Raw genomic sequence first — 25,771 nt, forward strand, 5'->3', positions numbered from 1 at the left:
CTTCCTCCTGCGTTCCACCCGCCGTCAGGCGGGGTCCTCGCCGCACAATCCGGTCGCGCGGCATCGTTCAGCCCAGTCTATGGGTGCGCTGTGCCGGGTGGGCGATGGATCTCGCGGACGGGGACCGGTGCCGCGGGACCCGCGTGGCAGGGGCCGCGACCCGTGCCGGGGGGCTGGCGCGCCCCGCCGACCGGTGGACGCGGGGCGGGGCGCCGACTAGACTCGGCAGGTGCCTGACCTCTCTGACGTCCACTCCTCCTCTCCCTCCGCCGCCGACCCCACGACCGCCGTCGATCCGACCGACGCGCGTCCCGCGACCGCGGACGCCCCCGGAGCAGACGTCACGCCTGCATCCTCGACCAGTGCCCCGGAGCCGGCTGAGGCCCCGGAGTCGACCGGTGCCGGTGCATCCGCGCCGGTGACTGACACCCCGTCCGCCGCCGACGACGCATCCGCCGACGAGGCGACCCCGGCGTTCACCGACCTCGGCCTGCCCGCCCCGCTGCTCGAGGCGCTCGACGCCATCGGCTACGAGTCACCCTCGCCGATCCAGGCCGCGACGATCCCGACCCTGCTCGCCGGCCGCGACGTGGTCGGCCAGGCGCAGACCGGCACCGGCAAGACCGCCGCGTACGCGCTGCCCATGCTCGCCGCGATCGACCCGGCCGTGCGCACCCCGCAGGCCCTCGTGCTCGCCCCGACCCGCGAGCTCGCCTTGCAGGTGTGCGAGGCCGTCGAGCGCTTCGCCGCGCGGCTGCCCGACATCCGCATCCTGCCCGTCTACGGCGGGCAGGGGTACGGCACCCAGCTGGCGGCGCTGCGGCGCGGCGTGCACATCGTTGTCGGCACGCCCGGCCGTGTCATGGACCACATGCGCCGCGGCACCCTCGACCTGACCGGCCTGCGCATGCTCGTGCTCGACGAGGCCGACGAGATGCTGCAGATGGGGTTCGTCGACGACGTGGAGACGATCCTCGCCGAGACCCCCGACACCCGACAGATCGCGCTGTTCTCGGCGACGATGCCGAAGCAGATCCGCCGGCTGGCGAAGACGCACCTGCACGACCCCGCCGAGATCACCGTGCGCTCGAAGACCCAGACGAGCACGAACGTCGCCCAGCGGATGCTCGTCGTCGCCGGACGCCAGAAGCTCGACGTGCTCGCCCGCGTGCTCGAGGTCGAGCGCACCGAGGGCGTGATCGTGTTCGTGCGCACTCGCGGCGACACGGAGACCGTCGCCGAGCGGCTGCGCGCCCGCGGGTTCTCCGCGGCGGCGATCAACGGCGACGTGCCCCAGGCGCAGCGCGAGCGCACCGTGGAGCAGCTGCGCAACGGGCAGGTCGACATCCTCGTCGCCACCGACGTTGCCGCCCGCGGCCTCGACGTCGACCGCATCACGCACGTGATCAACTACGACATCCCGAGCGACCCCGAGTCGTACGTGCACCGCATCGGCCGCACCGGCCGCGCGGGCCGCACCGGCACGGCGATCAGCTTCATCACCCCGCGCGAGCGGCGGCTGCAGACCCTCATCGAGCGCACCACGCGCCAATCGATGGAGCGCATGTCGCTGCCGAGCGTCGACGAGGTCAACGAGACCCGGCTCGCCCGCTTCGACGAGCGCATCACGCAGGCGCTCGAGCGCGAGGACGAGATCGCCGAGCTGCGCGACGTGATCGATCACTACGTGCGCCACCATGACATCCCCGAGACGGACGTCGCCGCGGCGCTGGCCCTCGTCGCCCAGGGCGACCGGCCGCTGCTGCTCGACCCTGTGGCCGACCGCCTCGAGGCGGTGCCCAGGCGGCCGCGCGAGGACCAACGCGGCGGCGACCGACGCGGCGGCTGGGACCGCGGTCGCGGTCGGGACCGCAACCACGGTCGAGGTGGCCGGGGCGACCGGGGCGGGCACTGGAACCGCGACGACCGACGCGGCGGCCGGGATGATCGCGAGCGCCGGGACGACCGCGGGCGTTCCGAGCATGATGGCCGGCGCGACCGGTGGGATCGCGACGACCGCGGCGGACGCGGCCGCTGGGATCGCGACGACCGCGGCGGCAGGCGTTTCGACCGCGACGACCGCGGGCAGCGTGGGCGGGGTGAGCACGATGACCGTCGCCGCTCCGGCCAGGAGCGTCCGCACGGTCAGGAGGAGCACGGCGCGAGCCGTGCCGGGGGGAAGAAGCCCCGCTGGACGGCTCGCCAGCGTGCCGAGCGTGGTCGTCGACCCGACCGACGCGGCGACCGCGACGAGCGCTGAGCGTCCAGGGTTCGAGTGCTGAGGGCGAAGCCGAGGTCGCCGACCCGTTCATGACGTGCGGCTGCTCGCGCCCGCGCGTACGCGATCGCACACCGAGTCCCTGACCTCGCCTCGGCCCGCCGCCCCCTCGTACCGCGGGGTGCGAGGCGCCCGACGCCTAGGCTGAGAGGCATGAACACGCCCGCCGATCCATCCGCACCCCGCCCGCTGATCGATCGGCTGGTCGACAGCGGCCTGCCGTACGGTCTGCCCGACTTCGCCCGGGTGCGCGAGGAGGAGATCGAGCCCGCCATCCGCGCGGGCATCGATCGACATGACCGCGAGATCGCCCGGATCATCGCCGATCCCGCGCCCGCCACGTTCGAGAACACGATCGTCGCGCTCGAGCGCAGTGGCCGCGCGCTCGGCCGCGCCACCGCGCTGCTGTACACGCTCGTCTCGGCGGCGAGCACACCCGGGCTGCTCGCACTGGAGGAGCGTCTCGCCCCCGTGCTCGCCGCCCATGACGACGCGGTGCTGCTCGATGAGCGGCTGTTCGCCCGCGTCGACGCGGTGCATCGATCCCTCGCCGGCGACTCGACCAACGCCAGCACGCGGGCCGCCCCCGACACCTCGACCGCCCCGGCCACCCCGGCCGGCCTCGACCCCGAGTCGCGTCGCCTCGTCGAGCACACCCACCGCGACTTCATCCGCGCGGGCGCCGCGCTCGACGCGGCCGGACGGGCCCGGCTGCGCGAGATCGACGCCGAGCTCGCCACGCTCTCCTCCCGATTCGGCACTCGGCTGCTGGACGACACGAACGCCCTGGCCGTGCGGTTCGCCCATCCCGAGGAGCTCGCCGGACTCACCCCCGCCGAGATCGCCGGGCTCGGCGACCCCGAGCACGGCTGCACGGTGCGTCTGCCTCTGCCGAACGGCCACCCCTGGCTCGCCCGCCTGCGCGTGCGACGCACCCGTGAGCGCATCCTGCGCGCCTCGCTCGCCCGCGGCGCCCACGGCGGCGAGCACGACACCCGGGCGATCGCCCTGCGGATGGCCCGGCTGCGCGCCGAGCGCGCCGAGCTGCTCGGCTGGCCCGATCACGCCACGCTGGTGCTCGCCGACGAGGACGCCGGATCGCCGGAGGCGGTCGAGGCGCTGCTCGCCCGGGTCACCCCGGCCGCGGTGCGGCGGGCGCGCGCGGAGGCGGACGAGCTGCAGCGGCTCGCCGACGTCGGGGGACTCGGCGACGAAGAGCCCGCAGACGAGGTGACCACGGACGACGCCCCCGACGAGGATGAGAAGCCCCGGGCGGAGACGACACCCGAGGACGGTGGCTCCGGCGGCACGACCGCGAGCGCACCCGCCCCTGCAGACGCCCCCTCCCCCGCGATCGCCGCCTGGGACTGGGCCTGGCTCGCCGCCCGCCGCCACGACGCCTGCGTCGACGTCGATCCCGAGGCGCTCCGCGAGCACTTCGAGTTCGATCGCGTGCTCCGTGACGGGGTGTTCCGCACCGCCCGGCTGCTGTACGGCGTGCGGGTCGTCCCCCGGCCGGATCTCGCCGGCTGGCACCCGGACGTGCGCGTGTTCGAGACGAGCCGCACCGATGCGTCCGGACACACCCGGCCGCTGGGCCTCGTGCTCATCGACCCGTTCGTCCGCCCGGAGAAGCAAGGCGGCGCGTGGATGGACACCCTCGTCGAGCAGTCCCGCCTGTTCGACGAGCACGCCGTGGTGACGATGGTGCTCGACATCCAGCCGCCCGCGCCCGGCGAGCCCGCGCTGCTCACCCTGGACGACGTGCGCACGGTGTTCCACGAGTTCGGCCACGCCCTGCACGCGCTGCTGAGCGACGTGACGTACCCGCGCTTCGCCGGCACGAACGTGCCCCGCGACTTCGTCGAGATGCCCAGCCAGTTCAACGAGACGTGGGCGCTGCACCCGCAGGTGCTGCCCCACTATGCACGCAGCGTGCGCACCGGGACCCCGCTGCCGGAGGCGGTCGCCGACCGGCTGCGCGCCGCGGAGCGCCTCGACCAGGGGTTCCGGGCGGTGGAGTACCTCGAGGCGTGCGCGATCGACCTCGCCTGGCACCGGCTCTCCCGGGCCGACACCGACGCGCTGGTCGAGGAGGCGGGGCGCACGTCGGCCGCGCAGGTCGTCGACGCGGTGGAGCAACGCGCCCTCGCCCCACTCGGCCTGGCCGGGGACGCGGGGGCCGCCGACCTCGCCGCCCTCATCCCGCCTCGCTACCGCACCGCGACCTTCCAGCACGCGTTCGCCGGCGGGTACGCGGCCGGGTACGCGTCGTACCTGTGGAGCGAGGTGATCGACGCGGACATCGAGGCGTGGTTCGCCGCGCACGGCGGGCTCGACCGGGCGGCCGGGGAGCGCTTCGCCCGGATGCTCTCCCGCGGCGGGGCGGAGGAGCCCCGTCGGCTCGTCGTGGACCTGCTGGGTCGACAGCCGGATCCGCACGCGCTGCTCGTGCGCCGGGGGTTCGCCTCGGACCCGGAGGACGCGACAGGCGCCTGAGTCGCCGGGGGCTCGCCACGATGCCGGCGGGCCCGGACGCCCGGCACGAGTCTGACGAGCCTCGGGCCCCTCATGGCTCCAGGTGGGCCGCCTGAGCCGCCCTCAGCCCGCGGCCGGCGCGCGCAGCCCGGCGACGACCGCGTGGCGTCCGTCAGTCGGCTGCCGCCCGGCGAGGAACTCGCTGTGCGAGAAGAACCGCGGGTCGGTCACCGTGTCCCACCCGCTCGGCCGCAGGTGCTCCGACCGCACGCCCGCCTCCCGCAGCTGCTCGGGCACGACGTCGGCGAACGCGCGGTCGCCCAGCGCGTGCAGCGGGTACGCGGCGCCATTCGGGGCCGGGCCGAGCCAGGCGAGGATGTTCCCCGGATCGGCGCCGAAGCGCTCGGCGAGCCAGCGCACGGAGGTCGCCCCGCCCCGCTGCTCGACGCTGTGGCGGCCGAGATGGGTGAGCATCACGACGCGCACGACCGGATCGAACAGCACGACCGGCATGCAGTCGGCGACCGGCAGCAGCAGGCCGACGCCGGACGCGCGGGTCGCGAGGGCGTCCACGGGCTCGGCCGCGTCATCCGGGAAGCGAGCGGCGATCGTGTGATCGTCCGGTCCAGCCGCGGTGACCTCGCGGTAGCGGCGGTAGTCGTCACGTCCGTAGGTGATGCGCACGTGCGCGGTGCGTTCAGGGGTGAACCCGGCCGCGCGGGCCAGCCGGGCGCGGTTCGCGCGGACGCGGTCAGCGTCCTCGGCCAGGCGCATGGAGCCGTCGCGCACCTCGGCGACGGCGATGACGAGCTCGGGATGCAGGGCGACGGTCAGCACCCGGCCAGCCTACCCGGGTCGACGCCGACGCGAGGAGACGCGCAGACGCGACGAGGCCCCGCGCACGTCGGGTGACATGCACGGGGCCTCGATCTCATCGCGAGGCGAGCGGGCCGGCGGACCGGCCGCGTTCAGACGCGGGGAGTGGTCACTTGAGGGTGACCTTGCCGCCGGCGGCCTCGATGGCCTCCTTGGCCTTCTCCGCGGCCTCCTTGTTGACGCCCTCGAGGACGTTGGCCGGGGCGCTCTCGACGAGCGACTTGGCCTCGCCGAGGCCCAGGCTAGTCAGCGAGCGGACGGCCTTGATGACCTGGATCTTCTTGTCGCCGGCGGCCTCAAGGACCACGTCGAACTCGGTCTTCTCCTCCTCGGCGGGGGCGTCGCCCGCGGCCGGGGCGGCGGCCACGGCGACCGGGGCCGCGGCGGTGACCTCGAAGGTCTCCTCGAACGCCTTGACGAAATCGTTCAGCTCGATGAGGGTGAGCTCCTTGAACGCGCTGATGAGCTCCTCGGTGGACAGCTTGGCCATGATTGTTCCTTTGCTTCTTCAGTGGATGTCTGATGGGTCGAGACGATGGTCGTCTCAGGTGGTGACGGATGCGCGCGCAGGGAGACCCTACGCGGCCTCCTCCTGCTTCTGCCGCAGGGCGTCGACGGTGCGGACCGTCTTCGACAGCGGCGCCTTGAACAGGTACGCGGCACCGAACAGCGAGGCCTTGAACGCGCCGGCCAGCTTCGCCAGCAGCACGTCGCGGGTTTCGAGATCGGCCAGCTTCTGCACTTCCTCCGGGCTGAGAGCGGCACCGTCGAAGTAGCCGTTCTTGAGCACCAGAAGCGGGTTCTCCTTGCTGAAGTCACGCAGCGCCTTGGCCACGGTGACGACGTCACCATGCACGAAGACCAGCGCGCTCGGCCCGACGAGGGTGTCATCGAACGCGTCGATGCCCGCCTGCTTCGCGGCGATCCTCGCCAGCGTGTTCTTCACCACGGAGAGGGTCGCATGCTCACGGATGGAGTCGCGGATCCGCTTCAGATCCGCCACCGTGAGGCCGCGATACTCGGTCAGCAGCACGGCGCTCGAGTCGCGGAACCGATCCGCGAGCTCGGCGATTGCGGCTTCCTTGTTCGCCATTGCACTCCTCGTGTGATTCTGCCGGCGGCCCGAGGAGCCCGTGAACGAGAACGAGCCCCGACGCGGATGTCGGAGCTCGGCGGCGCCGGATGCTCGCGCACTCCGACTGCCTTGTTCGTTCACCTGCGCAGGTCGTCACTCACGTGCCCTTCGCCCGCGTCTCGAGGACGCGGGAACCGGCGGTCTATGGCCAGCAGCCAACACTACCCGATCAGTGCACCCGGCACAACCACCGCAGCCCCTCGGACACAAACCGTGCATAGGCCCTCCACTGGTTATCCACAGTCGCCCCGCCTCGCTCGCCCCGGCCGATGTGGTGGCGCAGACTGAGAACCGGCTCGGTCTGCGTCATCCAGCCCCGGCGCCCAGCACCGCCACCCGGCTTCGACGCCCCGGCCCCGCCACGGCATCCCGCCCCGGCCGGACCGCGAGGAGGAGCACATGATCGAGGCCTACTGCCCACGCTGCCGACTGCCCCGCAGCGTCCACCGCCCCTCCTGCCCGGCGACCCACGTCGCCCGGCTCGGCCCGGACCGACTCGCCCGACTCGCGCTCGAGCACGTCGACCGCGTGGCGCTGCGGCACCTGGAGCGCTGGGGCATCGGCCGCGAGCGCGAGGTCGCCCTCGATCTCGACCGGGGACGACTCGTGTGGCGCTTCGAGGAGGGCCCCGCGCTGCGACTGCCGGCCCAGCTCATCGGTGCCTACCACCACGCCGACGGCCTGTTCCGCTGGGCCTGGTCGATGGCGCTCGACACCCCGGCGACCGTGGTGAGCACGCGCCTGCGCACGCTCTCCCTCCGCCGCCGCTGGCCGGCCTTCGTCCAGCCGTCCCTGCCCGCCACGCATCGAGAGGCGCTCGCGCGCACCGGCGTGGCGATGCTGCTCAGCCGCGCGCACGGCGTGCTCGAGGTGCCGTTCAGCACCGGGTGCTCGTGGTACGCGATCTACTCCGTCCGCGGGCAGGGGGCCGGGCGGTCGGGCCGGCCCGGCGGTCACCTCTGACGACTGCCGCGTCGCCCCGCGCCCGACACACCTCGCGCCGCCGCGCCCGACGGGTCTCGCGCCGCTCCCACCGAGCTGCCGCCTCAGCCGCGCGCCGGACGGGGCGCGCACCCCCCCGCCGGACTACGCTGGGCGACGTGTCCAGCGTCCCCGATTTCCTGCGCGACCGCGTCGTCGCCGACAGCCATGACCGGCCCGCCTGGCTGCGGGCCCGCGCGATGGGCATCACCGCGACCGACGCGGCCCATCTGGCCACACCTCGCTCCGTGGCCGGGCTAGTGCGGGCGAAATGCGACCCGTTCGGGTTCGCCGGCAACGCGTACACACAGTACGGGCGCGATCGCGAGCCGGTGATCGCCGAGTGGATGCGCCAGCGCTTCGGCCTGCACTCGAGCACCGTGCTCTTCCGCGCCCTCGCGAACCCCCGCCATCTGGCCACGCCGGACGGTCTCAACGACTGCACCGACGGCGGCGACCTGCTGCTCGCCGAGATCAAGACGAGCACCCGTCCGCTCGAGCGCGCGCCGCGCTCGTACCTGCGCCAGATCTGGTGGCAGCAGCACGTGATGGGCGCCCGGCGCACGCTGCTCGTGTGGGAGCAGCACGAGGGCTTCCACCCGCTGGGCGAGCCCCGGGTGCGGTGGGTCGAGCGGGACGACGCGCAGATCGCCCGCCTCGTCGAGCTGGCGGATGCGACCCTCGCCCGCCTCGACCGCATCGGCACCGATCAGGCCGGTTCGCCCGCCGGCCGGCGCTGAGCGAGGCCCACACGCTCAGACACCGCAGTGCTCCAGCGTCCGACCGCGCTCGCTCGCGGCGCCTCGGTTCAGTCCCGCTCGCCGGTGATGGGCCGGTAGAGCAGCCCGGCGACGACGGCGCCGAGCACCGGGGCCAGGATGAACAGCCACAGCTGGACGATCGCGTCCCCGCCGACGAACAGCGCCGGGGCGATGGAACGCGCGGGGTTCACCGAGGTGTTCGTCACCGGGATCGAGATCAGGTGGATGAGCGTGAGTGTCAGGCCGATCGCGAGCGGTGCGAAGCCGGCGGCGGCACGGCGCCCGGTGACGCCAATGATGACGAGCAGGAACACCGCGGTGAGCACGAACTCGGTGACGAACGCGGGCAGCACCCCGTAGCCCTCCGGCGAGTGGGCGCCGTAGCCGTTCGTGGCGAAGCCCGCGGAGAGGCTGAAGCCAGCCCGGCCCGAGGCGATGACGAGCAGCACCGCGGACGCGGTGATCGCGCCGACGAGCTGCGCGGCGATGTAGGCCGGCACGCGGCGCCAGGGGAAGCGCCCGGCGGTGGCGAGCCCGATCGACACGGCCGGGTTGAAGTGTCCGCCGGAGACGGGGCCGAAGGCGTACGCGCCGACGACGACCGTCAGGCCGAAGGCCAGCGCGACGCCGAGATAGCCGACCCCATGGTCGACCGTCGCGGCGAGCACCGCCGTGCCGGTGCCGCCGAGCACGAGCAGGAACGTGCCGAGGAACTCCGCGCCGAGACAGCCGGCGAGCCTCGGCTGTGCCTCGTCGGTCTGGGTCGTGGTCTTCGTGTCCATGTGCGGTCCCCTTCCTCTCGTCCGCGTGCCGGCCAGCCCCGGGCAGCATGACGTCAGGCGGATGCGTCAGCCGCGTCCGGCGGCAGCGGCCGCCTCCCGCATCGGTCACGGGCGCGATCTCCCGCCAGCGTAGCGGTCGGTGTGGTCCGGGCGCGGACCCGCCCGCGTGTCCGGGCCACGTGGACGACGAGAGCACGCGGAGCCGCAGCTCGGGCAGCCTCCGCTCTCCGCCGCAGAGGGACGCCACGATCTGCGGGACCGTCCCGGCACTCGACGCCGTCCCATGACACGACGAGCGCCCCGCCCGGATCTCTCCGGGGCGGGGCGCTCGAGCGTCGGGGTGACGCGACTACTTGACCGGGGCGGCCAGCGCGTTCACGTCCAGCGGCACGCCGGGGCCGAAAGTCGTCGAGACGACGCCCTTGGTGATGTACCGACCCTTCGCCGCGGCGGGCTTGAGGCGATTGACCTCGTCGAGCGCAGCCTGGAGGTTCTGCGCGAGCGCCTCGGCGGTGAACGACGCCTTGCCGATCACGAAGTGCACGTTGGCGTGCTTGTCGGTGCGGAACTCGATCTTGCCGCCCTTGATGTCCTTGACCGCCTTGGCCGGGTCGGTCGTGACGGTGCCGGTCTTCGGGTTCGGCATCAGACCGCGGGGGCCGAGGACCTTGCCGAGGCGGCCGACCCGCCCCATCAGATCCGGCGTGGCGACGGCCGCGTCGAAGTCGGTCCACCCGTCGGCGACGCGCGCGATGAGCTCGTCGCTGCCGACCTCGTCGGCGCCCGCGGCAGCCGCGGCGTCGGCCGCGTCACCGTTGGCGAAGACGATCACGCGCGCGGTCTTGCCGGTGCCGTTCGGCAGGCTGACCGTGCCGCGGACCAGCTGGTCCGCCTTGCGGGGATCGACGCCGAGGCGCAGGACGACCTCGACGGTGGAGTCGGTGTTCTTCGACCCCGTCTCCCGGACGACGGCCGCAGCCTCCTCCGGGGTGTAGAACTTGCCGGGCACGATCTTCTCGGCCGCGGCCACATAGGCTTTGGAACGCCTCTTCATCTGCTCTCTCCTGTCGGTTCTCCACGGGTGCCGATCACAGCCGGCGAGCCCGCTCGCGGGTCACAGCCCGCATTCCCGGGGCGCCTCCCGGGCGGTGCAGTCGTGGTTGTCGGGTCGGCGCGACCCTCCCACTCCTGTGCGGACGCTACTTGACGACGATGCCCATCGAGCGCGCGGTGCCCTCGATGATGCGGGTGGCGTTGTCCAGATCGTTCGCGTTGAGGTCGGCCATCTTCGTCTTGGCGATCTCGCGGGCCTGGTCCTTGGTGATCGAGCCGACCTTGTCGGTGTGCGGCACGCCGGAGCCCTTGGGGACGCCGGCGGCCTTGAGGATCAGCTTCGCCGCGGGCGGCGTCTTGAGCACGAACGTGAACGAGCGATCCTCATACACGGTGATCTCGACGGGGACCACATTGCCACGCTGCGACTCGGTCGCCGCGTTGTAGGCCTTGCAGAACTCCATGATGTTCACGCCGTGCTGGCCCAGGGCGGGGCCAATCGGCGGGGCGGGGTTCGCCGCACCAGCCTCGATCTGAAGCTTGATGAAGCCCACCGCTTTCTTCTTCGGTGCCATTTCTCTTTTCCTTCTTGCCTATGTTCTCTCCGCGTTCTGCACGGAAAGCCTGTGGGGATGGCCCGTTCCCGGCACGCGGGACGCGGAGCCGTCTCAGAGCTGCTTGGTGACCTGGTCGAACGAGAGCTCGACCGGCGTCTCGCGCTCGAACAGCGAGACGAGCACGGTGAGCTTGCCGCTGGTCGTGTTGATCTCGCTGATCGTCCCGGGCAGGCCGGCGAACGACCCCTCCTTGATGGTGATCGTCTCGCCGATCTCGAAGTCGACGTCGACCGGCACCGGGCGCGCCTGCGCCTTCTTCGCGCCGCCGCGAGGCGTCGCGCCCGCCGCGGCCTGCGCCTGCTTCTCGGCCTCGGACTGCGCGGCCTGCAGCACGGTGGTCTTCAGCATGTCGAAGACCTCCTTGCGGCGCAGCGGCAGCGGGTCGTGTGCGTTGCCGACGAAACCGGTCACGCCCGGGGTGCGGCGCACGAGCTCCCAGGAGTCCTCGTTGAGGAACATGCGCACGAGCACGTACCCGGGGATGCGCACGCGCTTGACCAGCTTGTACTGGCCGTTGCGCACCTCGCGGACGGTCTCGACGGGCACCTGCACCTCGAGCACGTCGTCTCCGCCGTCCTGGGTCTCGCGACGCTTCAGGATGGAGTTGCGGACGCTCTTCTCGTAGCCGGCATAGGTGTGGATCACGTACCACGAGCCCGGCGCACGGCGCAGCTCGCGACGGAACTCGCGCAGGACGACCTCGTCCGGATCCTCGGGCTCGGCCTCCTCCGCCGCGCCCTCGGCCGGCTGCTCGCCGTCCTCCGGACGTGCCTCGAGGCTCTCGGCCGCGGTGCGCTGCACCGTGTCGACGACCGCCTCCGGGGCGTCGGTCGCGGCCGCCTCGGCCGCCTCGGCCGGGGCGGTCTGCTCGAGCTGTGTCTCTTCTTCTGCCACGATCGTTCCTCGAATTCCTGCTGTCTGGCGAGTGCGCCGGGGCGGCGTCACGCGCCGCGGTCGAACACGAAGGTCACCCCGGTGCCGAACGCGAAGTCGAGCACCGTGATGACCCCCATCATGATCAGCACGAAGACGAGGACCACGAGCGTCTGCGTAGTCAGCTCCCGCCGGGTCGGCGTGATGACCTTCCGCAGCTCGCGGAACACCTGTCGGAAGAACAGGATCATCCGTCCGAGCGGGCCACGCGCCCGGGCGCGATCCGCCCTGGCGTTCTCGACCAGGTGCGCGTTCAGCTCGTCGCCCGACGCTGCGGCCATCGTGGTCACCCTCTCCTCGCTGTGCCGGTGTGCTTGGGCATCCCGTTCACACGGAGATGTGCAGGGCGGACAGGACTCGAACCTGCAACCTGCGGTTTTGGAGACCGCTGCTCTACCAATTGAGCCACCGCCCTTCACGCGTCGTCCCCGACGCGTGCACTCCCGCGGCGCACCGACACGTGGCACCACCGCAGGGGCATAGTTCATCTTGGTGTCTGTCAACACCGCGTGCCAGTCTAGCGCCTCCCCGGGCCGGTGTCCACAGCGGGGCGCCGCCACCCGCCGGCCCGGGCATCCATCGGCCACCCGGGAGATCCCCCGTCGCGCATCCGCCACGCCGGACAGCCACGCGACGCCACGGCCAGCGATCCGCCTCTGGCGCGCGGCACGCCCGACGGTAGACTCGTCGCCGTGAGCAGCGAACTTCCCCTCTCTCCGCGCATCCTGTCCATCCACGAGTCAGCCACGCTCAAAGTCGACGCCAAGGCGAAGGCCCTGAAGGCACAGGGCCGACCCATCATCAGCTACGGCGCCGGCGAGCCCGACTTCCCCACGCCGGCGAACATCGTCGACGCCGCCCGGCGCGCCCTCGGTGACCCGACCAACTTCCGCTACACCCCGGCCTCGGGCCTGCCCGAGCTCAAGCGGGCCGTCGCCGCGAAGACGCTGCGCGACAGTGGAGTCGAGGTCGACCCGGCGCAGGTCGTCATCACCAACGGCGGCAAGCAGGCCGTGTACGAGGCCTTCGCCACGCTCGTCGGCGAGGGCGACGAGGTCATCGTCCCGGGCCCGTACTGGACGACCTACCCCGAGGCCATCCGCCTCGCCGGCGGCCGCCCGGTGACGGTCTTCGCCGGCGCGGACCAGGGCTACCGGGTCACCGTCGACCAGCTGGAGGCCGCCCGCACCGACCACACCCGGCTGCTCGTGTTCGTCTCGCCCTCCAACCCCACCGGCGCCGTGTACTCCCCCGAGGAGACCGCGGCGATCGCCCGCTGGGCCGTCGAGCACGACATCTGGATCCTCGCCGATGAGATCTACCAGAACCTCACCTACGACGGCGTCGAGGCGCACAGCATCGCCTCGGCGATCCCGGAGGCGGCCGCGAACACGGTGCTCGTCAACGGCGTCGCGAAGACGTACGCGATGACCGGCTGGCGCGTCGGCTGGCTCGTCGGGCCGCGACGGGTGGCGAAGGCCGCGTCGAACATGCAGTCGCACCTGACCTCGAACGTGTCGAACATCTCGCAGCGCGCCGCGATCGAGGCCCTCACCGGCCCTCAGGACGCGGTGGCCGCCATGCGCGCCGCCTTCGACCGGCGACGGCGCACGATCGTCGCCGAGCTGTCGCGCATCGAGGGATTCACCGTGCCGACCCCGCAGGGGGCGTTCTACGCCTACCCCGATGTCACCGGCGTGCTCGGCCGCACCTGGCACGGCGTCACCCCGACCACCTCGCTCGAGCTGGCCGACCTGCTGCTCGAACGGGCAGACGTCGCGGTCGTGCCCGGCGAGGCCTTCGGCCGCAGCGGCTACCTGCGCCTGAGCTACGCGCTCGACGACGCGTCGCTGCTCGAGGGCGTGCAGCGTCTGCAGCACTTCTTCGCCGAGGGCTGAGACCCTACCCGTCGTCTCACGCGCGGGTGAACAGTCGCGCGCGCACTCGATAGACTGGGGATGAACCCCGCGGGGCCCGACCCCGGCGCGACGTCCGACGTCACGCGAGTCCGCACCCGCATCCCTCAGGAAGGCGAGGCAACATGACGGATCGACGTCCGCTCACGACGCTCGTCGGCGACATCTCGTCCGACGTCCAGGAGCTGGTGCACGAGGAGATCGCGCTCGCGAAGGCGGAGGTGCGACAGTCGGCCCGCAACGCCGCCGTGGGCGGCGGCCTGTTCATCGCGGCCGGGCTCACCGCGGTGCTCGCCCTGTTCTTCCTCGCGCTCGCCGCCTGGTGGGGCCTCGGGCTGCTGATCGGCAACGCGCTGTCCGGCCTGGTGCTGGCCGTCGTGCTGCTCGTCATCGCGGGGATCGCCGTCGGCGTCGGCGTGCGACGGGTCCGGCGTGTCAAGGGCGCGCCACGCACGGTGGAGTCCGTGCGCGGTCTCGCCCGGTCATTCACCCCTGAGAGGAGCCGGCGATGAGCGCCAGCGTGTACAGCGACCCCACGGACCGTCCCGCGGATCTGCGCGATCCGAACGCGGTACCGCCGCACCCCAAGCACTCTGAGACCGCCGATGCCCGCCCGGCGGCCGCCCCGCGGCATCCCCTGCTCGACGACCCCGAGGCGCTGCTGCCCGCGAACGCTTCGGAGGCAGACCACATCGTCGCGCGCATCGAGCGCGCCCAGCGGTCGCTCTCCGCGAACGTCACGGAGCTCGTCGACCGGGTCGACCCGGTGGCCCGGGTGCAGCAGGTGAAGCGCATCGCGAAGCGGGCCGCGATCGGGGCGGCGGTGGCCGTCACGACGCTGCTCGTCATCCGCCGGCTGCGCCGCCGCTGATCTCGCGCCTCGCGGAGCCCCGGCCGCAGCTGGGGCGCCGACCGTCGCCGCGAGGCCGGCGGGCGGGTGCCCGCCGGTCTGACGCTGCGCCGACTAGTTCTCGACGAAACCGAGCAGCAGCGGCTCGGGCTGCAGCGCGATGCCGAACTCGCCGGCCACCCGGGTCTGCACGAAGGTGGCCAGCTCGATGACCTGCCGCGCCGTCGCCCCGCCCCGGTTCGTGATGGCGAGCGTGTGCCGCGAGCTGATCGCCGCGTGCGAGCCCGGCAACGCGAGGCCGCGGCGCACCCCGGCATGCTCGATAAGCCAGGCGGCGCTGAGTTTCACCATCCGCGGCGGGCGCCGCGTGCCGTCGGGCTGCAGCTCGTCGCCGCGGTAACGCTCGAGCGGGATCGCCGTGGGCACCGGCTCAGGGCCCGCCGCCACCGGCCAGCGCGGGGCCTCGCGCGGCAGGTCCGCGGCGAACGACGCGTGCACGATCGGGTTCGTGAAGAACGAGCCGCAGCCGTGCGTGTCCGGATCGGCCGGGTCGTAGACCATGCCCTTCGCCCGACGCAGGGCCAGCACCGCCTCGCGCACCCGGTCGACCGGGGCCCGGGTGCCGACCGGCACCCCGAGCGCATCAGCGAGCTGGGCGTAGGCGACGGGCGCCGACCGGCCATCCCGGTGCAGGCGCACGGTGATGCCGATCACCACCCCCTCCAGCTCCTCGCGCTTGAGCGCGCTCGTGCGGTAGCCGAGGCCGAGCGCGGCGGCGGGGACGGTACGCAGCGTCCCGGTGTCGGCGTCCGCCAGCTCGATCGACACGAGCGCCTCGCCGACCTCGTGGCCGTAGGCGCCGATGTTCTGGACGACGGACGCGCCGGCCCGCCCCGGGATGCCGCTGAGCGACTCGATGCCGCCGAGACCGGCGGCCACGGTGCGGGCGACCGCCTCGTCCCAGATCTCGCCGGCCGCGATGTGCACGTCGACCGTGCCATCGCCGTTGTCGACCTGCTGGTGGCCGATGTTGCGCACGCGCAGCACCGCGCCGTCGTAGCCCTCGTCGGCGACCACGAGGTTCGAGCCCCCGCCGAGCACCACGTGCTCGTCCTGCGGGCCGTCCATCTCAGCGAGCGCGTCGAGCGCCTCCGCGGGGCTGGTGATGTCGAGCACCCGTTCGGCGCCCCCGCCGACGCCCATGGTCGTCTCGTCGGCGAAGCGGAAGCCCACGTGCCCGCTGTCGGTGCCGACCGCCCCGTCCGCCACCGCGGCGCTCACAGCAGCACCCGGGCGATCGCCTTGCCGAGCACGGGATGCCCGTCGAACTGCGCCGTGATGCGCACGGTCGCCGCCCGGCGGCCGGCGTGCAGACCGTCGTCGACCGGGTCGATCCCGGTGATCGCGACCGTCAGCTGCACGTCGGCGCCGGCCTCGGCGTCCACGAGCACCGGACGCGTGAACCGAGCCTGGTAGTCGACGATCCGACCCGGGTCGCCGGCGGCGACCCAGTCGACGACCGGCTGGATGGCGATGCCCATGGTCAGCATGCCGTGGGCGAGCACACCCGGCATCCCCGCCGCCCGCGCCGCGTCGTCGCGGTAGTGGATCGGGTTGAAGTCGCCCGAGGCCCCCGCGTAGCGCACGAGCGTGTCCCGGGTCACGTGCACGGTGCGCGGCCCGAAGGTCGCGCCGATCTCGATGGCGGGCAGGTCCCGCGCGTCCTGTGCGCTCATCACGCCTCCTCCTCGCCTTCGGCGGTCGGCTCCGGATCCTGCACGACGAACGTGGAGATCGCCGTCGAAACCAGGGCGCGGTCGCGGTCGCGGATCTTCGTCACCGTGGTCACCACGGTGTTCGCGCCGAGCCGACGCACCGCGGTGACGGTCAGCTGGGCAGTCAGCTCGTCGCCGGCGACAATCGGCCGCTCGTGGATGAAGCGCTCGTCGCCGTGCACGAGCCGGGTGAAGTCGATGCCCGCGTCGGGGTCGAACAGCAGCTGCTGCTCCGCTCGCTGCGAGATGATCACCGCGAAGGTCGGCGGGGCGACGACGCCGCTGTAGCCCGCCGCGAGCGCAGCGGCCGGATCGCGCGCGAGCAGGCTCGAGGACTGCACGGCGGCGGCGAACTCGCGAATCTTCTCGCGGCCCACCAGGTACGGTTGCGTGGCCGGATACGTCCTGCCGGCGATGTCATAGTTCACCACATCGGCCAGTCTACCGGCGCGGGCTGCCAGAATGACGGGGACATGTCCACCGATCCGCTCCCGCCCGCATCCGCCGCCGGTGATCCCCCGGCCGGTCCGGCCCCGACGGCATCCGGTTCCGTCGGGGGCGCCGGCGACGGGGCGATCCGTGCGGCCCGCCGGACGGCGCTCTCCGTCTCCATCGCCACCGCGCTGTACGGCATCAGCTTCGGCGCCCTCGCCGTCGCGGCCGGCTTCACCGTCTGGCAGACGACGCTCATGAGCATGCTGCTGTTCACCGGAGGCTCGCAGTTCGCGATCGTGGGCGTCATCGGCGCTGTCGGGTTCACCCCGACGAGCGTGGCCGGCGCGATCGCCGCCTCCTCGCTGCTGGCCAGCCGACATGCCGTGTACGGCATGCAGCTCGCCCCGATCCTCGACGTGCACGGGCCCCGGCGGCTGCTCGCCGCCCAGCTGACCATCGACGAGACGGCCGCCGTCGCGCTCGCCCAGCCGACAACGCCCGCCCGCCGGGTTGGCTTCTGGACGACCGCCACGGGCGTATGGACGGGATGGGCCGCCCTGTCTCTCGTCGGCGCGCTGATCGGCGACCACATCCCCGACCCCGGCGTCTGGGGGCTGGACGCGGCCGCGAGCGCGGCGTTCCTCGGCCTGCTGTGGCCCCGGCTGCGCTCGGGGGAGCCGGTGGTCGTGGCCATCGCCGCGGGCGTCGTGGCCATCGCGCTCACGCCGGCTGCCCCGAGCGGGATGCCGGTGCTCGCGGCCGCGGGCGTCGGCGCGCTGATCGCGCTCGCCGGCCTCGCCCGTCGGGGGCGGCTGCGCCGCTCCGCGGCCACCGCGACAGCGGGATCGGAGGAGACCCGATGAGTCTCGCCTGGGTCGCGGTGCTCGCGTCAGCCACGATCGCCTTCCTCCTCAAACTCAGCGGTCACGCGCTGCCGCGTCGACTGCTCGACGACCGGCGGGTGCGTGAGGTGCTCGCCGCCGTGACGATCGCCCTGCTCGCCGCGCTCGTGGCCGTGCAGACCCTCACGACCGGGACATCCCTCGTCCTCGACGCGCGGACGGTCGCGCTCGTCGTCGCCGCGGTGCTGCTGTGGCGGCGGGCGCCGTTCATCGTGGTGGTGATCGCCGGCGCCGTCGTCGCCGCGGTGCTGCGCGCGCTCGGATGGGGGTGACACCCGTACAATCGGGGGCGTGCGCTCGCTTCTCACCCGTTCCCCGGCGGATCTGCCGCGCACGCTCGGTGAGCTGCTTGCCCGCCGCTTCGACCTGTTCGGCCTGCTCGTGGGTCTCAACCTGTTCTGGGCCTCGCTGACCCCCTCGCTCATGCCGCGGGTGTGGTACTGGCAGGGGCTCATCAGCGGCATCCTCGTGATCATCGGCTACGGAGCGGGAGTGCTTCTCGGGCGCATCCTGCGCGCGTTCGTGCGCTGGCGGCCGAGCCGTCGCACCGGCCACTGGATCGGCTGGACGCTGCTGACGGCCGTGCTCGCCGCGAACCTGTACTGGCTCGTCGTCCATGTCATCTGGCAGGCGAGCGTCTACCCGGTCAGCGGGTTCGCCGAGCCGGACGACGGACTCGGCGCGGTCACGCTGCGCACGGTGCTGATGGTGTTCATGACCGTCGCCGTGGCGTGGACGATCCTCTCCCTCCTGCGCCTGCTCGCGCACGCGGTCGTCGTGCTGCACCGGTTCCTGCTCGATCGCCGAGTGATCCGCCGGCTGCCGCCGCTGGCCGCGCAGGTCGTGACCGTCACCGTGATCGCCCTGGTCGGCGTCCTGCTCGTCGACACCGGGGTGCGCCCGGTCGCGGCCGGTCTGATGGACGGCTTCTACACCGCGCAGAACGAGCGCGACTCCGGCTTCACCCAGCCCGACGACCCACTGCGCAGCGGATCGGACGCCTCGCTCGTCTCCTGGGACTCGCTCGGCTGGCCCGGGCAGACGTTCGTCTCCGGCGGCCCGGACATCGACGAGATCCAGCGCTACAACCCCGGCCGGCCGGCGAAGGATCCGATCCGAGTGTATGTCGGCCGCCGGTTCTCGACGAACATCCCCGAGCAGGCGCGCATCGCGGTCAAGGAGCTCGAGCGCACGGACGCGTTCGATCGAGCCGCCCTGCAGGTCGTCGTCGTCACGGGCACCGGCTGGGTCGACACGAAGTCGGCCCGCCCGCTTGAGTACCTCTACGACGGCGACATCGCGACCGTGTCGATGCAGTACTCGTACCTGCCGAGCGCGCTGTCGTTCCTCTTCGACCGCGACCGCGTCGCCCAGACGGCCCGCGCCCTCGTGACCGCCGTGCACGACGCCGCGATCGCGCACGAGCAGGCCACCGGGCACCGCCCCCGGCTGTACCTCTACGCACAGAGCCTCGGCGCGTACGGCACCGAGCAGGCCTTCCCCGACCTCGACGAACTCACCGACCAGATGGACGCGGTGCTCTTCGCCGGCACCCCGGGCATCAGCCCGCTGCACACCGAGCTGACCGCGCGCCGCGAGCAGGAGCAGTGCCTCGTCGACGGCGGCCGCTCGGTGCTGTTCGTGGAGCGACCGGACGACGTGACCGGGTGCACCGACACCCCGCGCCTCGTCTACCTGCAGAACCCCTCGGACCCAGTGGTGAAATGGCAGCGCTCGCTGCTGTGGCGCCAGCCGGACTGGATCGCCGCGGAGCAGGCCCGCGGCCTGCTGACGCCGTACTTCGCCTGGACGCCCGGGGTGACCTGGCTGCAGGTCACCCTCGACATGCTCATCTCGCAGTGGGCCCCGGCCACGTACGGGCACAACTATGGCTCGAGCGCGGTGCCCGTCTGGGAGCGGCTGACCGGCATCGACTGGGACAACGCGCGCACGCAGGAGCTCATGGACACCGTGGAATGACCGCAGGGTCCGGCGCGCCCGGAGACGACAAAGGCCCCGCTCCCGCGCGAACACGGGGGAGCAGGGCCTTTGAGGGATGGTAGCTGGGGAGGGATTCGAACCCTCGACCTCACGATTATGAGTCGTGCGCTCTCACCAACTGAGCTACCCAGCCACAGCCGCGATGGGGAGGGGATCCGGCGGCCGCTCGACCACCAGGCCGAACCGACCCGCACTGCGAGCCCCGAGCGAGGATTGAACTCGCGACCCCTTCCTTACCATGGAAGTGCTCTACCACTGAGCTATCGGGGCATGCTCCGGACACCGGGCACCAGACGAGAGTACCACCTCGTCCGGCCGGCATCCGACCGCGAACGGCAATGCCGTCGCCGTGGCGGGTGCAGGATTCGAACCTACGTAGGCAGAGCCAGCTGATTTACAGTCAGATCCCTTTGGCCGCTTGGGTAACCCGCCGCGTCGCGCCTGACGGCGCAACCAGAACAGGATAGCAAACTCCGCACCGATGTCGCCAGCCGACGTCCGTGCGGGCGGCGGACCGGCCGTCCGGGCCGGTCCGGGCTGGCGGGTCCGGACGACACCTCCCGCGCCCACCTGCACCGGCCGTCCACTGACTCGCGCGCGCACAGCGCACCGCCAGCTCCCCGGCGCTATGATCAGGATCGGATGACGTGGCGCCGGGCGCATGCGCGCCCGGTCACGCGACCGGCATCGGCGCGAGACGACGCCCGCCTCGCCCATCACCCATCGCCCGAGGAGATCATGCACAGCGAGTCCACGGAACGGCTGTGGCGCCGCATCGCCGAGCAGGCGTGGAACGTCGCCAGCGATGCCTCCCCGGAGTCGACCGTGCGCCTGTTCGAGGAGCTCGTGCCCTTCATGGACACCTCCTCGCCCGACGACGTCTTCCAGCTCGCGAGCGCCTACTACTTCGCGAACAACCACTTCAAGGCGCAGATGTTCCTCGAGTTCGTCATCAAGAAGGGGCTGAGCGAGGAGAACCGGCCGCTGGCGATCCTGCAGATGGCCGACTGCCTGCGCTCGCTCGGCCGCGGCGAGGACGCCCTGCACTGGCTCGACTACGGGCTCACCGAGTACTCCGGGCAGGAGCAGGGCCGCTGGTTCGCCGCGCTCAAGGTGCGCACCCTCGCCGACCTCGGCCGGGTCGACGACGTGGTCGACATGGCGCTCGAACTGCTCGGCATGCCGGCCGACGACGCGCATCCGCAGCCGGCGCCGTCGGACTCCGCCGCGCCGGTGATCGACCCGATCGACCAGGCGCACCCCGTGCTGCGCCGCCGAGATCTGCGCGCCCGGCGGGCTCCGGCCGACGACGCCGTCGACGAGACCGCGCCCGGGCCCACGGCCACCGTGCCGCCCCGGCACGCCCAGCCGCGCCCGGCGGGACGACGTGCCCAGCGCCGACAGCCGGGCGTCGGCGACACGACGAGGAGCGCCGGCGGGACGACCGGCCGCAGACGGGGTCGTCGCGGTCGCGACGAGCACCGCGAGGATGGGAGACAGCAGTGAGGACACCGCGCACAGGACGCCCCGGCGACGATCGCCGTGACACCCCCGAGTACCGACGGGCGGTGCGCCGGCAGGTGATCGCCGGGATCGTCATCGGCGCGATCGTCGGCGTCTTCCTGTGGGTGTTCACCCAGGAGTGGCTCTACCTGCTGCCCTCGCTGGGCATCGGCGCGGTCAGCGGCGTGGTGATCCGCCCCTCCGGGGTCGACGACCGCGACAGTCGCCGGCGCTGACCCACCCGGTCGCAGGACCGGCCTGATCCCCCGCCTCGACGGCGCCGGCCGGACGGGCCTCGCGCCCGGTCAGCCGAGCCGACGTCGGGCCCGCTCCACGGCCGCGTCGGCCTCGGGGTCACCCTCGGCCACCGGCGCGGTGCGCCCGGCCCACGGGCGCAGGACGCTGAACACCGGCCGCCCGTCCGGGCCCGCCGGCAGCGGGGTCACCCCGTCCTCGGCGACCGGCCACGGCAGCGGAGCCGACGCCGCACCGGCCGGGACACCCCCGTCGCCGGTGGCGGGCGAGGCTGAGGTCGCGGGCGGAGCCGGGATGACCGATGCGACCGGGCCCGGGGCCCCTGCTGCTCTCACGGGCCCGGCGACGCGCGCCCGGGCGGGCGCGGCCCGCGCCGCCCGACGGCGGTCGCGCCCCGTCCACCAGGTCAGCAGCACGTCGATCGACGCCGCGAGGAACGCGAGCATCGCGACGATCACGATCAGACGCCCGAACCAGTCGCCGACCTCCACGCGGAACGACCGCCCCAGCAGGAGGGGCAGGAACAGCACGACCGCGAGCGCGCCGAGCAGCCCGGCTGAGACCCAGGTGAGGGCGCGCAGCGTCCGGTCGGTGCCCGCGGGGCGCAGGAAGAGCCAGACGGCCACCACCGGCAGCTTGGCCACGACGAGCAGCGGGACGAGCATCAGCAGGGCGATCCCGGCGTTGTCGCCGCCACGGGCGAGCCGGTCGCCCGCCGCCACCGGCTCGAGCCAGGTCAGCAGCGTGCACCAGGCGAGGACGTACACGCTGGTGACCACGCCGAACGCCACCGGGTACCCCCGGTCGCGGTCGGCGATCGCGAGCTCGCCGATGGTCACCCCGACGAACATCCCGAAGAGGATGATCGTGACGATGACTTTCGTCCCCCGGGCCGGCACATCGCCGAGGAACAGCGACACGATGACGAGCAGCGTGATCGCGACGAGCGCGCCGATCGCGATCCAGAGGCCCGGGGGCAGGCGCCGCCGGGCGGGCGCGGACGCCGCCGGCACAGCGGTGCCCGGGGCGGACGGTACCGGCGGGGCGCCCGTCGCCGGTGCGTCAGCCTCCGGCGCGGATCTGGATGCGGGCTGGGTGCTGGGGACTTCTGGGGCGTCCATGCCTCTCACCTTAGAGTTTGCGCCGTTTGGTGACTTGCCGATGGGTTGAGGTGGGGTGGGCACGGGGTCTGTTAATCACGATTGTGTGAAGAATACGTGTATCAACAGGATTCCCCGTGCCCGCGGTTCCATCATCGGTCATTGAGCCTATCTGGTGCCAGTTCGAGGCCCTCATCCCTGCCGTGGCCGATAAGCACCCGCTGGGATGTCACCGCCCCAGAGTGCCGGATCGGGTGGTCTTCGACAAACTCATCCAGGTGCTGGTCTTCGGTGTCGCTTACCGGAAGATCGAGGATGCGTCGTGTTCGGCCACGACGATCCGGCGCCGCCGAGACGAATGGATCGCCGCCGGGATGTTCACCCGACTCGAGCAGATCTGTCTGGACGGCTACGACAAGATGATCGGCCTGGAACTCGAGAACGTGGTCGTCGACGGATGCATCGTGAAAGCCCCCTGCGGTGGCCAGGCCGCCGGCCCATCACCGGTGGATCGGGGCAAACAGGGCACGAAACGCTCCCTGATGGTCGACGGCCAGGGCATCCCGATCGGCTGTGTGACGGCAGGAGCCAACCGCAACGACTCACCCCTGCTCGAGGCGACTCTGGACAAACTCGCCAGGTTCGGCTTCGACCTGCCCGAACAGATCACCGTCCACCTCGACGCCGGATACGACTCGCACAAGACCCGTGACCTCCTGGACACGCTCGGCTGCGATCACCAGATCAGCACCAAGGGCGAACCCCTCCAAGCCGGTGCCCGCTGGGTGGTCGAACGCACGAATTCCTGGCACACCAGGGGATTCCGCAAACTCCAGATCTGCACCGAAGTCCGCACCCGAGTCATCGACGCGTTCATCGCCTTCGCAAACGCCATCATCATCACCCGAAGACTCATCGCCCAAGCCTGGACCAGATACCGCTGGAACAACAGACCACACAAACAACCATGACCAAACGGCGCAACCTCTAAGCGCTGGGTGACACCACCGACGGACCGATCAGATCGACCGGTGGCGGTCGTGGTCGCTGACAGTCTGCTGGCGCAGAGGGAAGGTCTCGCACTGGCGCTCACCGAATGGGGGCCGGACGTCGTCATCTGGGACGAAGCGCACCGGGGAAAGACCTACGGCTCCCGACGCAGCGAAGCGGTCCTCCAGCTGACCCACGACTGCAGGGCGCAGGGCATCGCCGTGACCGGTACGCCAATGCTGAAGTCGCCGGCGGAGCTCGCACCGCTGATGGAGTTCACCGGTCAGGACGTCTCTGTGTTCGGCGGGCTCCGGCAACTGCTCGACCACACCTGCACACTCGACCGGTACGGGCGTCTGCGGCCCTCCCGCAAAGGGGAGGACTGGCTGCAACAGAAGCTGTCAGGTGAGGTGATGATCCGCCGCACCAAAGCGCAGGTGAGCCCCCAGCTGCCGCCGAAGCACCGGTACCCGATCTACATCGACGCACCGATGGCGGAGTTCAACCGGGCTCACAAGGAGATCAACCAGAAGATCGACACGTGGCTGAAGGAGTGGCGCAAGCAGCACGGGGCCCTCCCCGACCACGAGGCGATCCTCGACTACGCGAACGGCAACCTCGGGTACATCTCACAGCTGCGACGCGCTGCCGGTGTCTGCAAAGTTCCCGTTGCCGAGGTGATGATCGCGCAGCACATCGCTCAGACACGGTCTGATGACGGCACCTTCAGTGACCCGCTGATCGTCTGGACTCACCACAAGGAGGTCACTGAGGTGCTGGCGACGAAAGTGCCTGACATCGACGGTGCGGCGATGATCATCGGCGGCATGAACCGGCAGCATCGCGATCATCTGATCGACGAGTTCCAAGCCGGTCGTGTCGGGGCACTCGTCTGCTCCACACATGCGGCCGGTGTGGCGATCACACTCACCCGGTGCCACAGCATGCTGTTCGTGGAGACCGACTGGACCCCTGGGATCGTCGTCCAGGCGGAAGACCGGGCCCACCGCACCGGCCAGACTGCAGACCAGGTGTCCATCGGCACCTTGGTCTGTCAGGGGACGCTCGACCCTATCGTGCAGGCGACGCTGCATCGGAAGGCGCAGTTCCTAGACGCGACCATCGGCGGCGACAACAGCGTCTACGTCGACGAGGACGACGATCTCACAGCTACGGACGTGCTCGTGAACCTGATTCAGGCTCGGGTTGATCAGATGACGTCACATGTCAGACGCTGATCTCCGGCCCAAGCTGGGGCTTCTGCGCGTACCGACCGTCTGAGGTGCGGGCTGCATAGATGGGTGCCGTGGATAGCAGCCAATGGACAAAACCCGTTCATTCTCTTCGACTATGCGTGACGCATGATACGGTACGCCTGTAACCAAAAGAGAGGAAACCTGCATGACACTCACAGGGACAAATCTCGTCAAAGCGCTGATCGCAATGGTCTGCGCAGCACTCGTTGGTCTCGGTATGGTCAGCCCGGCCACCGCCGCAGAGAATGATCAAAGCACAACCAAGGTACAGCTGCTGACGTCATCCGGAGCGCTCCAGGAGGCTGCAGTGCACGCTGGAGTCTCGACGGAGTTCCTGGCCGCGAACCTCGTTGATGTCGTAGACCTGCAGCAAGCTCGGGAGATCTCTACTCAGGAGCATGCAAAGGTGCTGCCGGATTCAACGCCTTCACTGAGCTGCCAGCCATCTGAAGGTCAGGTCACAACTTACGGTTGGGGTATCCACTGTGCACGTGCCTGGGCCGGGTATGGGCTGTACACCATCTGGGGCACAGCAATCTGCGGACTGGCCGCAGCTGGCTCCGTTGGAGCACTGGGCATCCCCTGCGAACTGCTGTTAGCGGCTGGCAGCGGAGCCATCGACTGGAACTCGGTCTGCTGAGGCCACTATGAAGAAGCGCATTCTGTGGGCGGTTGCGGTGCTTGCGCTCTCCTCGTATGTCGCTCTATTCGTTGGATGTCTGATCGGTGGCGGTGGTGCACAGCAGTTCATCAACATGCTCCTGCCACACACCTTCGTCATGGTTCCATGCGCCGCAGCTGTGGGGTGGTGGAGCATCCATCGAAATCGATAGGCACAGAGCCCCGGAGCCCTGCTGACAGCAAGATGGCGAGTCAGAGAAGGCCCGGGGCTCT

Annotated in this window: 27 protein-coding genes and 4 tRNA genes; 15 read left to right on the forward strand and 16 right to left on the reverse strand. The window is 71.6% G+C overall.

The annotated features are described in order from the left end of the window. Positions 1 to 418 precede the first annotated feature (418 nt). Together F8O02_RS00555 and F8O02_RS00560 are read left to right on the forward strand one after the other, a co-directional pair. Entirely contained in the window at positions 419 to 2,260 is a 1,842-nt protein-coding gene (locus F8O02_RS00555) for a DEAD/DEAH box helicase (protein ID WP_225734067.1), read from the forward strand. Between the two features lie 171 nt (positions 2,261 to 2,431). Beyond that, positions 2,432 to 4,777 (forward strand): M3 family metallopeptidase, encoded by a 2,346-nt coding sequence (locus F8O02_RS00560; RefSeq protein WP_158035249.1) that lies wholly within the window; start codon positions 2,432 to 2,434, stop codon positions 4,775 to 4,777. Between the two features lie 102 nt (positions 4,778 to 4,879). Here F8O02_RS00560 and F8O02_RS00565 read toward each other — a convergent pair whose 3' ends face one another. The 3 genes from F8O02_RS00565 to rplJ all read right to left on the reverse strand — a co-directional run bounded on the left by F8O02_RS00565 (position 4,880) and on the right by rplJ (position 6,725). Beyond that, positions 4,880 to 5,593 (reverse strand): laccase domain-containing protein, encoded by a 714-nt coding sequence (locus F8O02_RS00565; protein WP_158035250.1) that lies wholly within the window; start codon positions 5,591 to 5,593, stop codon positions 4,880 to 4,882. A 148-nt stretch (positions 5,594 to 5,741) separates the two neighbouring features. Further along, positions 5,742 to 6,122 carry a 50S ribosomal protein L7/L12 gene (rplL, locus tag F8O02_RS00570; protein WP_158035251.1) on the reverse strand — a complete coding sequence of 127 codons (381 nt, stop codon included), beginning with the start codon at positions 6,120 to 6,122 and terminating at the stop codon, positions 5,742 to 5,744. Between the two features lie 87 nt (positions 6,123 to 6,209). Next, entirely contained in the window at positions 6,210 to 6,725 is a 516-nt protein-coding gene (rplJ, locus tag F8O02_RS00575) for a 50S ribosomal protein L10 (RefSeq protein ID WP_158035252.1), read from the reverse strand. Positions 6,726 to 7,166: 441 nt separating this feature from the next. Between rplJ and F8O02_RS09070 the strand changes: the two genes are divergently transcribed. Together F8O02_RS09070 and F8O02_RS09075 are read left to right on the forward strand one after the other, a co-directional pair. Next, the gene (locus F8O02_RS09070; protein ID WP_225734039.1) at positions 7,167 to 7,730 is read left to right on the forward strand and encodes a DUF6882 domain-containing protein; all 564 of its coding nucleotides are present in this window, start codon (positions 7,167 to 7,169) and stop codon (positions 7,728 to 7,730) included. A gap of 137 nt (positions 7,731 to 7,867) precedes the next feature. Next, complete coding sequence (locus F8O02_RS09075) at positions 7,868 to 8,488, forward strand: YqaJ viral recombinase family protein (RefSeq protein ID WP_225734040.1); 621 nt, start codon at positions 7,868 to 7,870, stop codon at positions 8,486 to 8,488. Between the two features lie 68 nt (positions 8,489 to 8,556). On the opposite strand, the gene aqpZ is transcribed toward F8O02_RS09075, so the two are convergent. From aqpZ to F8O02_RS00610, 6 genes are all read right to left on the reverse strand, one after another. Next, positions 8,557 to 9,291, reverse strand: a complete 735-nt coding sequence (gene aqpZ / locus F8O02_RS00585; protein WP_158035253.1) for an aquaporin Z — start codon at positions 9,289 to 9,291, stop codon at positions 8,557 to 8,559. A 349-nt stretch (positions 9,292 to 9,640) separates the two neighbouring features. Beyond that, on the reverse strand, positions 9,641 to 10,345 hold the full coding sequence (gene rplA, locus F8O02_RS00590; protein WP_158035254.1) for a 50S ribosomal protein L1: 705 nt from the start codon (positions 10,343 to 10,345) through the stop codon (positions 9,641 to 9,643). A gap of 145 nt (positions 10,346 to 10,490) precedes the next feature. After that, complete coding sequence (rplK, locus tag F8O02_RS00595) at positions 10,491 to 10,919, reverse strand: 50S ribosomal protein L11 (protein WP_158035255.1); 429 nt, start codon at positions 10,917 to 10,919, stop codon at positions 10,491 to 10,493. A gap of 93 nt (positions 10,920 to 11,012) precedes the next feature. After that, positions 11,013 to 11,855, reverse strand: a complete 843-nt coding sequence (gene nusG, locus F8O02_RS00600; RefSeq protein ID WP_318655760.1) for a transcription termination/antitermination protein NusG — start codon at positions 11,853 to 11,855, stop codon at positions 11,013 to 11,015. 47 nt (positions 11,856 to 11,902) lie between these two features. Beyond that, the gene (secE, locus tag F8O02_RS00605; RefSeq protein WP_158035257.1) at positions 11,903 to 12,175 is read right to left on the reverse strand and encodes a preprotein translocase subunit SecE; all 273 of its coding nucleotides are present in this window, start codon (positions 12,173 to 12,175) and stop codon (positions 11,903 to 11,905) included. A gap of 61 nt (positions 12,176 to 12,236) precedes the next feature. Beyond that, positions 12,237 to 12,309, reverse strand: a tRNA-Trp gene (locus tag F8O02_RS00610). A gap of 277 nt (positions 12,310 to 12,586) precedes the next feature. Between F8O02_RS00610 and F8O02_RS00615 the strand changes: the two genes are divergently transcribed. The 3 genes from F8O02_RS00615 to F8O02_RS00625 all read left to right on the forward strand — a co-directional run bounded on the left by F8O02_RS00615 (position 12,587) and on the right by F8O02_RS00625 (position 14,681). Next, entirely contained in the window at positions 12,587 to 13,792 is a 1,206-nt protein-coding gene (locus F8O02_RS00615; protein ID WP_158035258.1) for a pyridoxal phosphate-dependent aminotransferase, read from the forward strand. Positions 13,793 to 13,935: 143 nt separating this feature from the next. After that, complete coding sequence (locus F8O02_RS00620; protein ID WP_158035259.1) at positions 13,936 to 14,322, forward strand: phage holin family protein; 387 nt, start codon at positions 13,936 to 13,938, stop codon at positions 14,320 to 14,322. Beyond that, positions 14,319 to 14,681: a DUF3618 domain-containing protein gene (locus tag F8O02_RS00625; RefSeq protein WP_158035260.1), complete on the forward strand. Its 363-nt coding sequence runs from the start codon at positions 14,319 to 14,321 to the stop codon at positions 14,679 to 14,681. Before F8O02_RS00620 ends, F8O02_RS00625 begins: the two co-directional genes overlap by 4 nt. Before the next feature lie 93 nt (positions 14,682 to 14,774). Here F8O02_RS00625 and F8O02_RS00630 read toward each other — a convergent pair whose 3' ends face one another. The 3 genes from F8O02_RS00630 to F8O02_RS00640 are packed head-to-tail and all read right to left on the reverse strand — an operon-like array spanning position 14,775 to position 16,863. Next, complete coding sequence (locus tag F8O02_RS00630; protein WP_225734041.1) at positions 14,775 to 15,941, reverse strand: UDP-N-acetylmuramate dehydrogenase; 1,167 nt, start codon at positions 15,939 to 15,941, stop codon at positions 14,775 to 14,777. Continuing rightward, the gene (locus F8O02_RS00635) at positions 15,938 to 16,396 is read right to left on the reverse strand and encodes a MaoC/PaaZ C-terminal domain-containing protein (RefSeq protein ID WP_158035261.1); all 459 of its coding nucleotides are present in this window, start codon (positions 16,394 to 16,396) and stop codon (positions 15,938 to 15,940) included. Before F8O02_RS00635 ends, F8O02_RS00630 begins: the two co-directional genes overlap by 4 nt. Next, entirely contained in the window at positions 16,396 to 16,863 is a 468-nt protein-coding gene (locus F8O02_RS00640; protein WP_179416256.1) for an FAS1-like dehydratase domain-containing protein, read from the reverse strand. Before F8O02_RS00640 ends, F8O02_RS00635 begins: the two co-directional genes overlap by 1 nt. 45 nt (positions 16,864 to 16,908) lie before the next feature. On the opposite strand from F8O02_RS00640, the gene F8O02_RS00645 reads away from it, so the two are divergent. Genes F8O02_RS00645 through F8O02_RS00655 form a run of 3 tightly spaced genes read left to right on the forward strand, consistent with a single transcriptional unit; the run spans position 16,909 to position 19,752 of the window. Then, complete coding sequence (locus F8O02_RS00645; protein ID WP_158035263.1) at positions 16,909 to 17,733, forward strand: AzlC family ABC transporter permease; 825 nt, start codon at positions 16,909 to 16,911, stop codon at positions 17,731 to 17,733. Next, positions 17,730 to 18,044, forward strand: coding sequence for an AzlD domain-containing protein (locus F8O02_RS00650; protein ID WP_158035264.1), 315 nt, complete (start codon positions 17,730 to 17,732; stop codon positions 18,042 to 18,044). The genes F8O02_RS00645 and F8O02_RS00650 overlap by 4 nt, the downstream gene beginning before the upstream one ends. A gap of 19 nt (positions 18,045 to 18,063) precedes the next feature. Continuing rightward, positions 18,064 to 19,752 (forward strand): alpha/beta-hydrolase family protein, encoded by a 1,689-nt coding sequence (locus F8O02_RS00655; RefSeq protein WP_158035265.1) that lies wholly within the window; start codon positions 18,064 to 18,066, stop codon positions 19,750 to 19,752. Between the two features lie 77 nt (positions 19,753 to 19,829). On the opposite strand, the gene F8O02_RS00660 is transcribed toward F8O02_RS00655, so the two are convergent. The 3 genes from F8O02_RS00660 to F8O02_RS00670 all read right to left on the reverse strand — a co-directional run bounded on the left by F8O02_RS00660 (position 19,830) and on the right by F8O02_RS00670 (position 20,205). Further along, positions 19,830 to 19,906 (reverse strand) — tRNA-Met (locus F8O02_RS00660). Positions 19,907 to 19,971: 65 nt separating this feature from the next. After that, a tRNA-Thr gene (locus tag F8O02_RS00665) sits at positions 19,972 to 20,043 on the reverse strand. 80 nt (positions 20,044 to 20,123) lie between these two features. Then, a tRNA-Tyr gene (locus F8O02_RS00670) sits at positions 20,124 to 20,205 on the reverse strand. Positions 20,206 to 20,511: 306 nt separating this feature from the next. On the opposite strand from F8O02_RS00670, the gene F8O02_RS00675 reads away from it, so the two are divergent. Both F8O02_RS00675 and F8O02_RS00680 read left to right on the forward strand, forming a co-directional pair. Continuing rightward, positions 20,512 to 21,279: a tetratricopeptide repeat protein gene (locus F8O02_RS00675; RefSeq protein ID WP_179416255.1), complete on the forward strand. Its 768-nt coding sequence runs from the start codon at positions 20,512 to 20,514 to the stop codon at positions 21,277 to 21,279. Further along, positions 21,276 to 21,512 carry an HPP family protein gene (locus tag F8O02_RS00680; protein WP_158035267.1) on the forward strand — a complete coding sequence of 79 codons (237 nt, stop codon included), beginning with the start codon at positions 21,276 to 21,278 and terminating at the stop codon, positions 21,510 to 21,512. Before F8O02_RS00675 ends, F8O02_RS00680 begins: the two co-directional genes overlap by 4 nt. 69 nt (positions 21,513 to 21,581) lie before the next feature. On the opposite strand, the gene F8O02_RS00685 is transcribed toward F8O02_RS00680, so the two are convergent. Beyond that, positions 21,582 to 22,652 (reverse strand): hypothetical protein, encoded by a 1,071-nt coding sequence (locus tag F8O02_RS00685; protein WP_158035268.1) that lies wholly within the window; start codon positions 22,650 to 22,652, stop codon positions 21,582 to 21,584. Between the two features lie 116 nt (positions 22,653 to 22,768). On the opposite strand from F8O02_RS00685, the gene F8O02_RS00690 reads away from it, so the two are divergent. The 3 genes from F8O02_RS00690 to F8O02_RS00700 all read left to right on the forward strand — a co-directional run bounded on the left by F8O02_RS00690 (position 22,769) and on the right by F8O02_RS00700 (position 25,517). Beyond that, positions 22,769 to 23,602, forward strand: a complete 834-nt coding sequence (locus F8O02_RS00690) for an IS5 family transposase (protein WP_158035269.1) — start codon at positions 22,769 to 22,771, stop codon at positions 23,600 to 23,602. A 27-nt stretch (positions 23,603 to 23,629) separates the two neighbouring features. After that, positions 23,630 to 24,859, forward strand: a complete 1,230-nt coding sequence (locus F8O02_RS00695; protein WP_158035270.1) for a helicase-related protein — start codon at positions 23,630 to 23,632, stop codon at positions 24,857 to 24,859. A gap of 163 nt (positions 24,860 to 25,022) precedes the next feature. Next, positions 25,023 to 25,517 (forward strand): hypothetical protein, encoded by a 495-nt coding sequence (locus F8O02_RS00700; protein ID WP_158035271.1) that lies wholly within the window; start codon positions 25,023 to 25,025, stop codon positions 25,515 to 25,517. Positions 25,518 to 25,771: the final 254 nt, after the last annotated feature.

Source organism: Pseudoclavibacter caeni (assembly GCF_008831125.1).
Taxonomy (GTDB): domain Bacteria; phylum Actinomycetota; class Actinomycetes; order Actinomycetales; family Microbacteriaceae; genus Pseudoclavibacter_A; species Pseudoclavibacter_A caeni.

Excerpts from the sequence above, each read along its gene's own strand:
- F8O02_RS00560 (WP_158035249.1), top strand. The coding sequence starts at position 2,432 with ATGAACACGCCCGCCGATCCATCCGCACCCCGCCCGCTGATCGATCGG.
- secE (WP_158035257.1), bottom strand. The coding sequence starts at position 12,175 with ATGGCCGCAGCGTCGGGCGACGAGCTGAACGCGCACCTGGTCGAGAAC.
- F8O02_RS00635 (WP_158035261.1), bottom strand. The coding sequence starts at position 16,396 with ATGAGCGCACAGGACGCGCGGGACCTGCCCGCCATCGAGATCGGCGCG.
- rplK (WP_158035255.1), bottom strand. The coding sequence starts at position 10,919 with ATGGCACCGAAGAAGAAAGCGGTGGGCTTCATCAAGCTTCAGATCGAG.
- F8O02_RS09070 (WP_225734039.1), top strand. The coding sequence starts at position 7,167 with ATGATCGAGGCCTACTGCCCACGCTGCCGACTGCCCCGCAGCGTCCAC.
- F8O02_RS00700 (WP_158035271.1), top strand. The coding sequence starts at position 25,023 with ATGACACTCACAGGGACAAATCTCGTCAAAGCGCTGATCGCAATGGTC.
- F8O02_RS00625 (WP_158035260.1), top strand. The coding sequence starts at position 14,319 with ATGAGCGCCAGCGTGTACAGCGACCCCACGGACCGTCCCGCGGATCTG.
- F8O02_RS00645 (WP_158035263.1), top strand. The coding sequence starts at position 16,909 with ATGTCCACCGATCCGCTCCCGCCCGCATCCGCCGCCGGTGATCCCCCG.
- aqpZ (WP_158035253.1), bottom strand. The coding sequence starts at position 9,291 with ATGGACACGAAGACCACGACCCAGACCGACGAGGCACAGCCGAGGCTC.
- rplL (WP_158035251.1), bottom strand. The coding sequence starts at position 6,122 with ATGGCCAAGCTGTCCACCGAGGAGCTCATCAGCGCGTTCAAGGAGCTC.
- F8O02_RS00685 (WP_158035268.1), bottom strand. The coding sequence starts at position 22,652 with ATGGACGCCCCAGAAGTCCCCAGCACCCAGCCCGCATCCAGATCCGCG.
- F8O02_RS00620 (WP_158035259.1), top strand. The coding sequence starts at position 13,936 with ATGACGGATCGACGTCCGCTCACGACGCTCGTCGGCGACATCTCGTCC.
- F8O02_RS00650 (WP_158035264.1), top strand. The coding sequence starts at position 17,730 with ATGAGTCTCGCCTGGGTCGCGGTGCTCGCGTCAGCCACGATCGCCTTC.
- F8O02_RS00675 (WP_179416255.1), top strand. The coding sequence starts at position 20,512 with ATGCACAGCGAGTCCACGGAACGGCTGTGGCGCCGCATCGCCGAGCAG.
- rplA (WP_158035254.1), bottom strand. The coding sequence starts at position 10,345 with ATGAAGAGGCGTTCCAAAGCCTATGTGGCCGCGGCCGAGAAGATCGTG.
- rplJ (WP_158035252.1), bottom strand. The coding sequence starts at position 6,725 with ATGGCGAACAAGGAAGCCGCAATCGCCGAGCTCGCGGATCGGTTCCGC.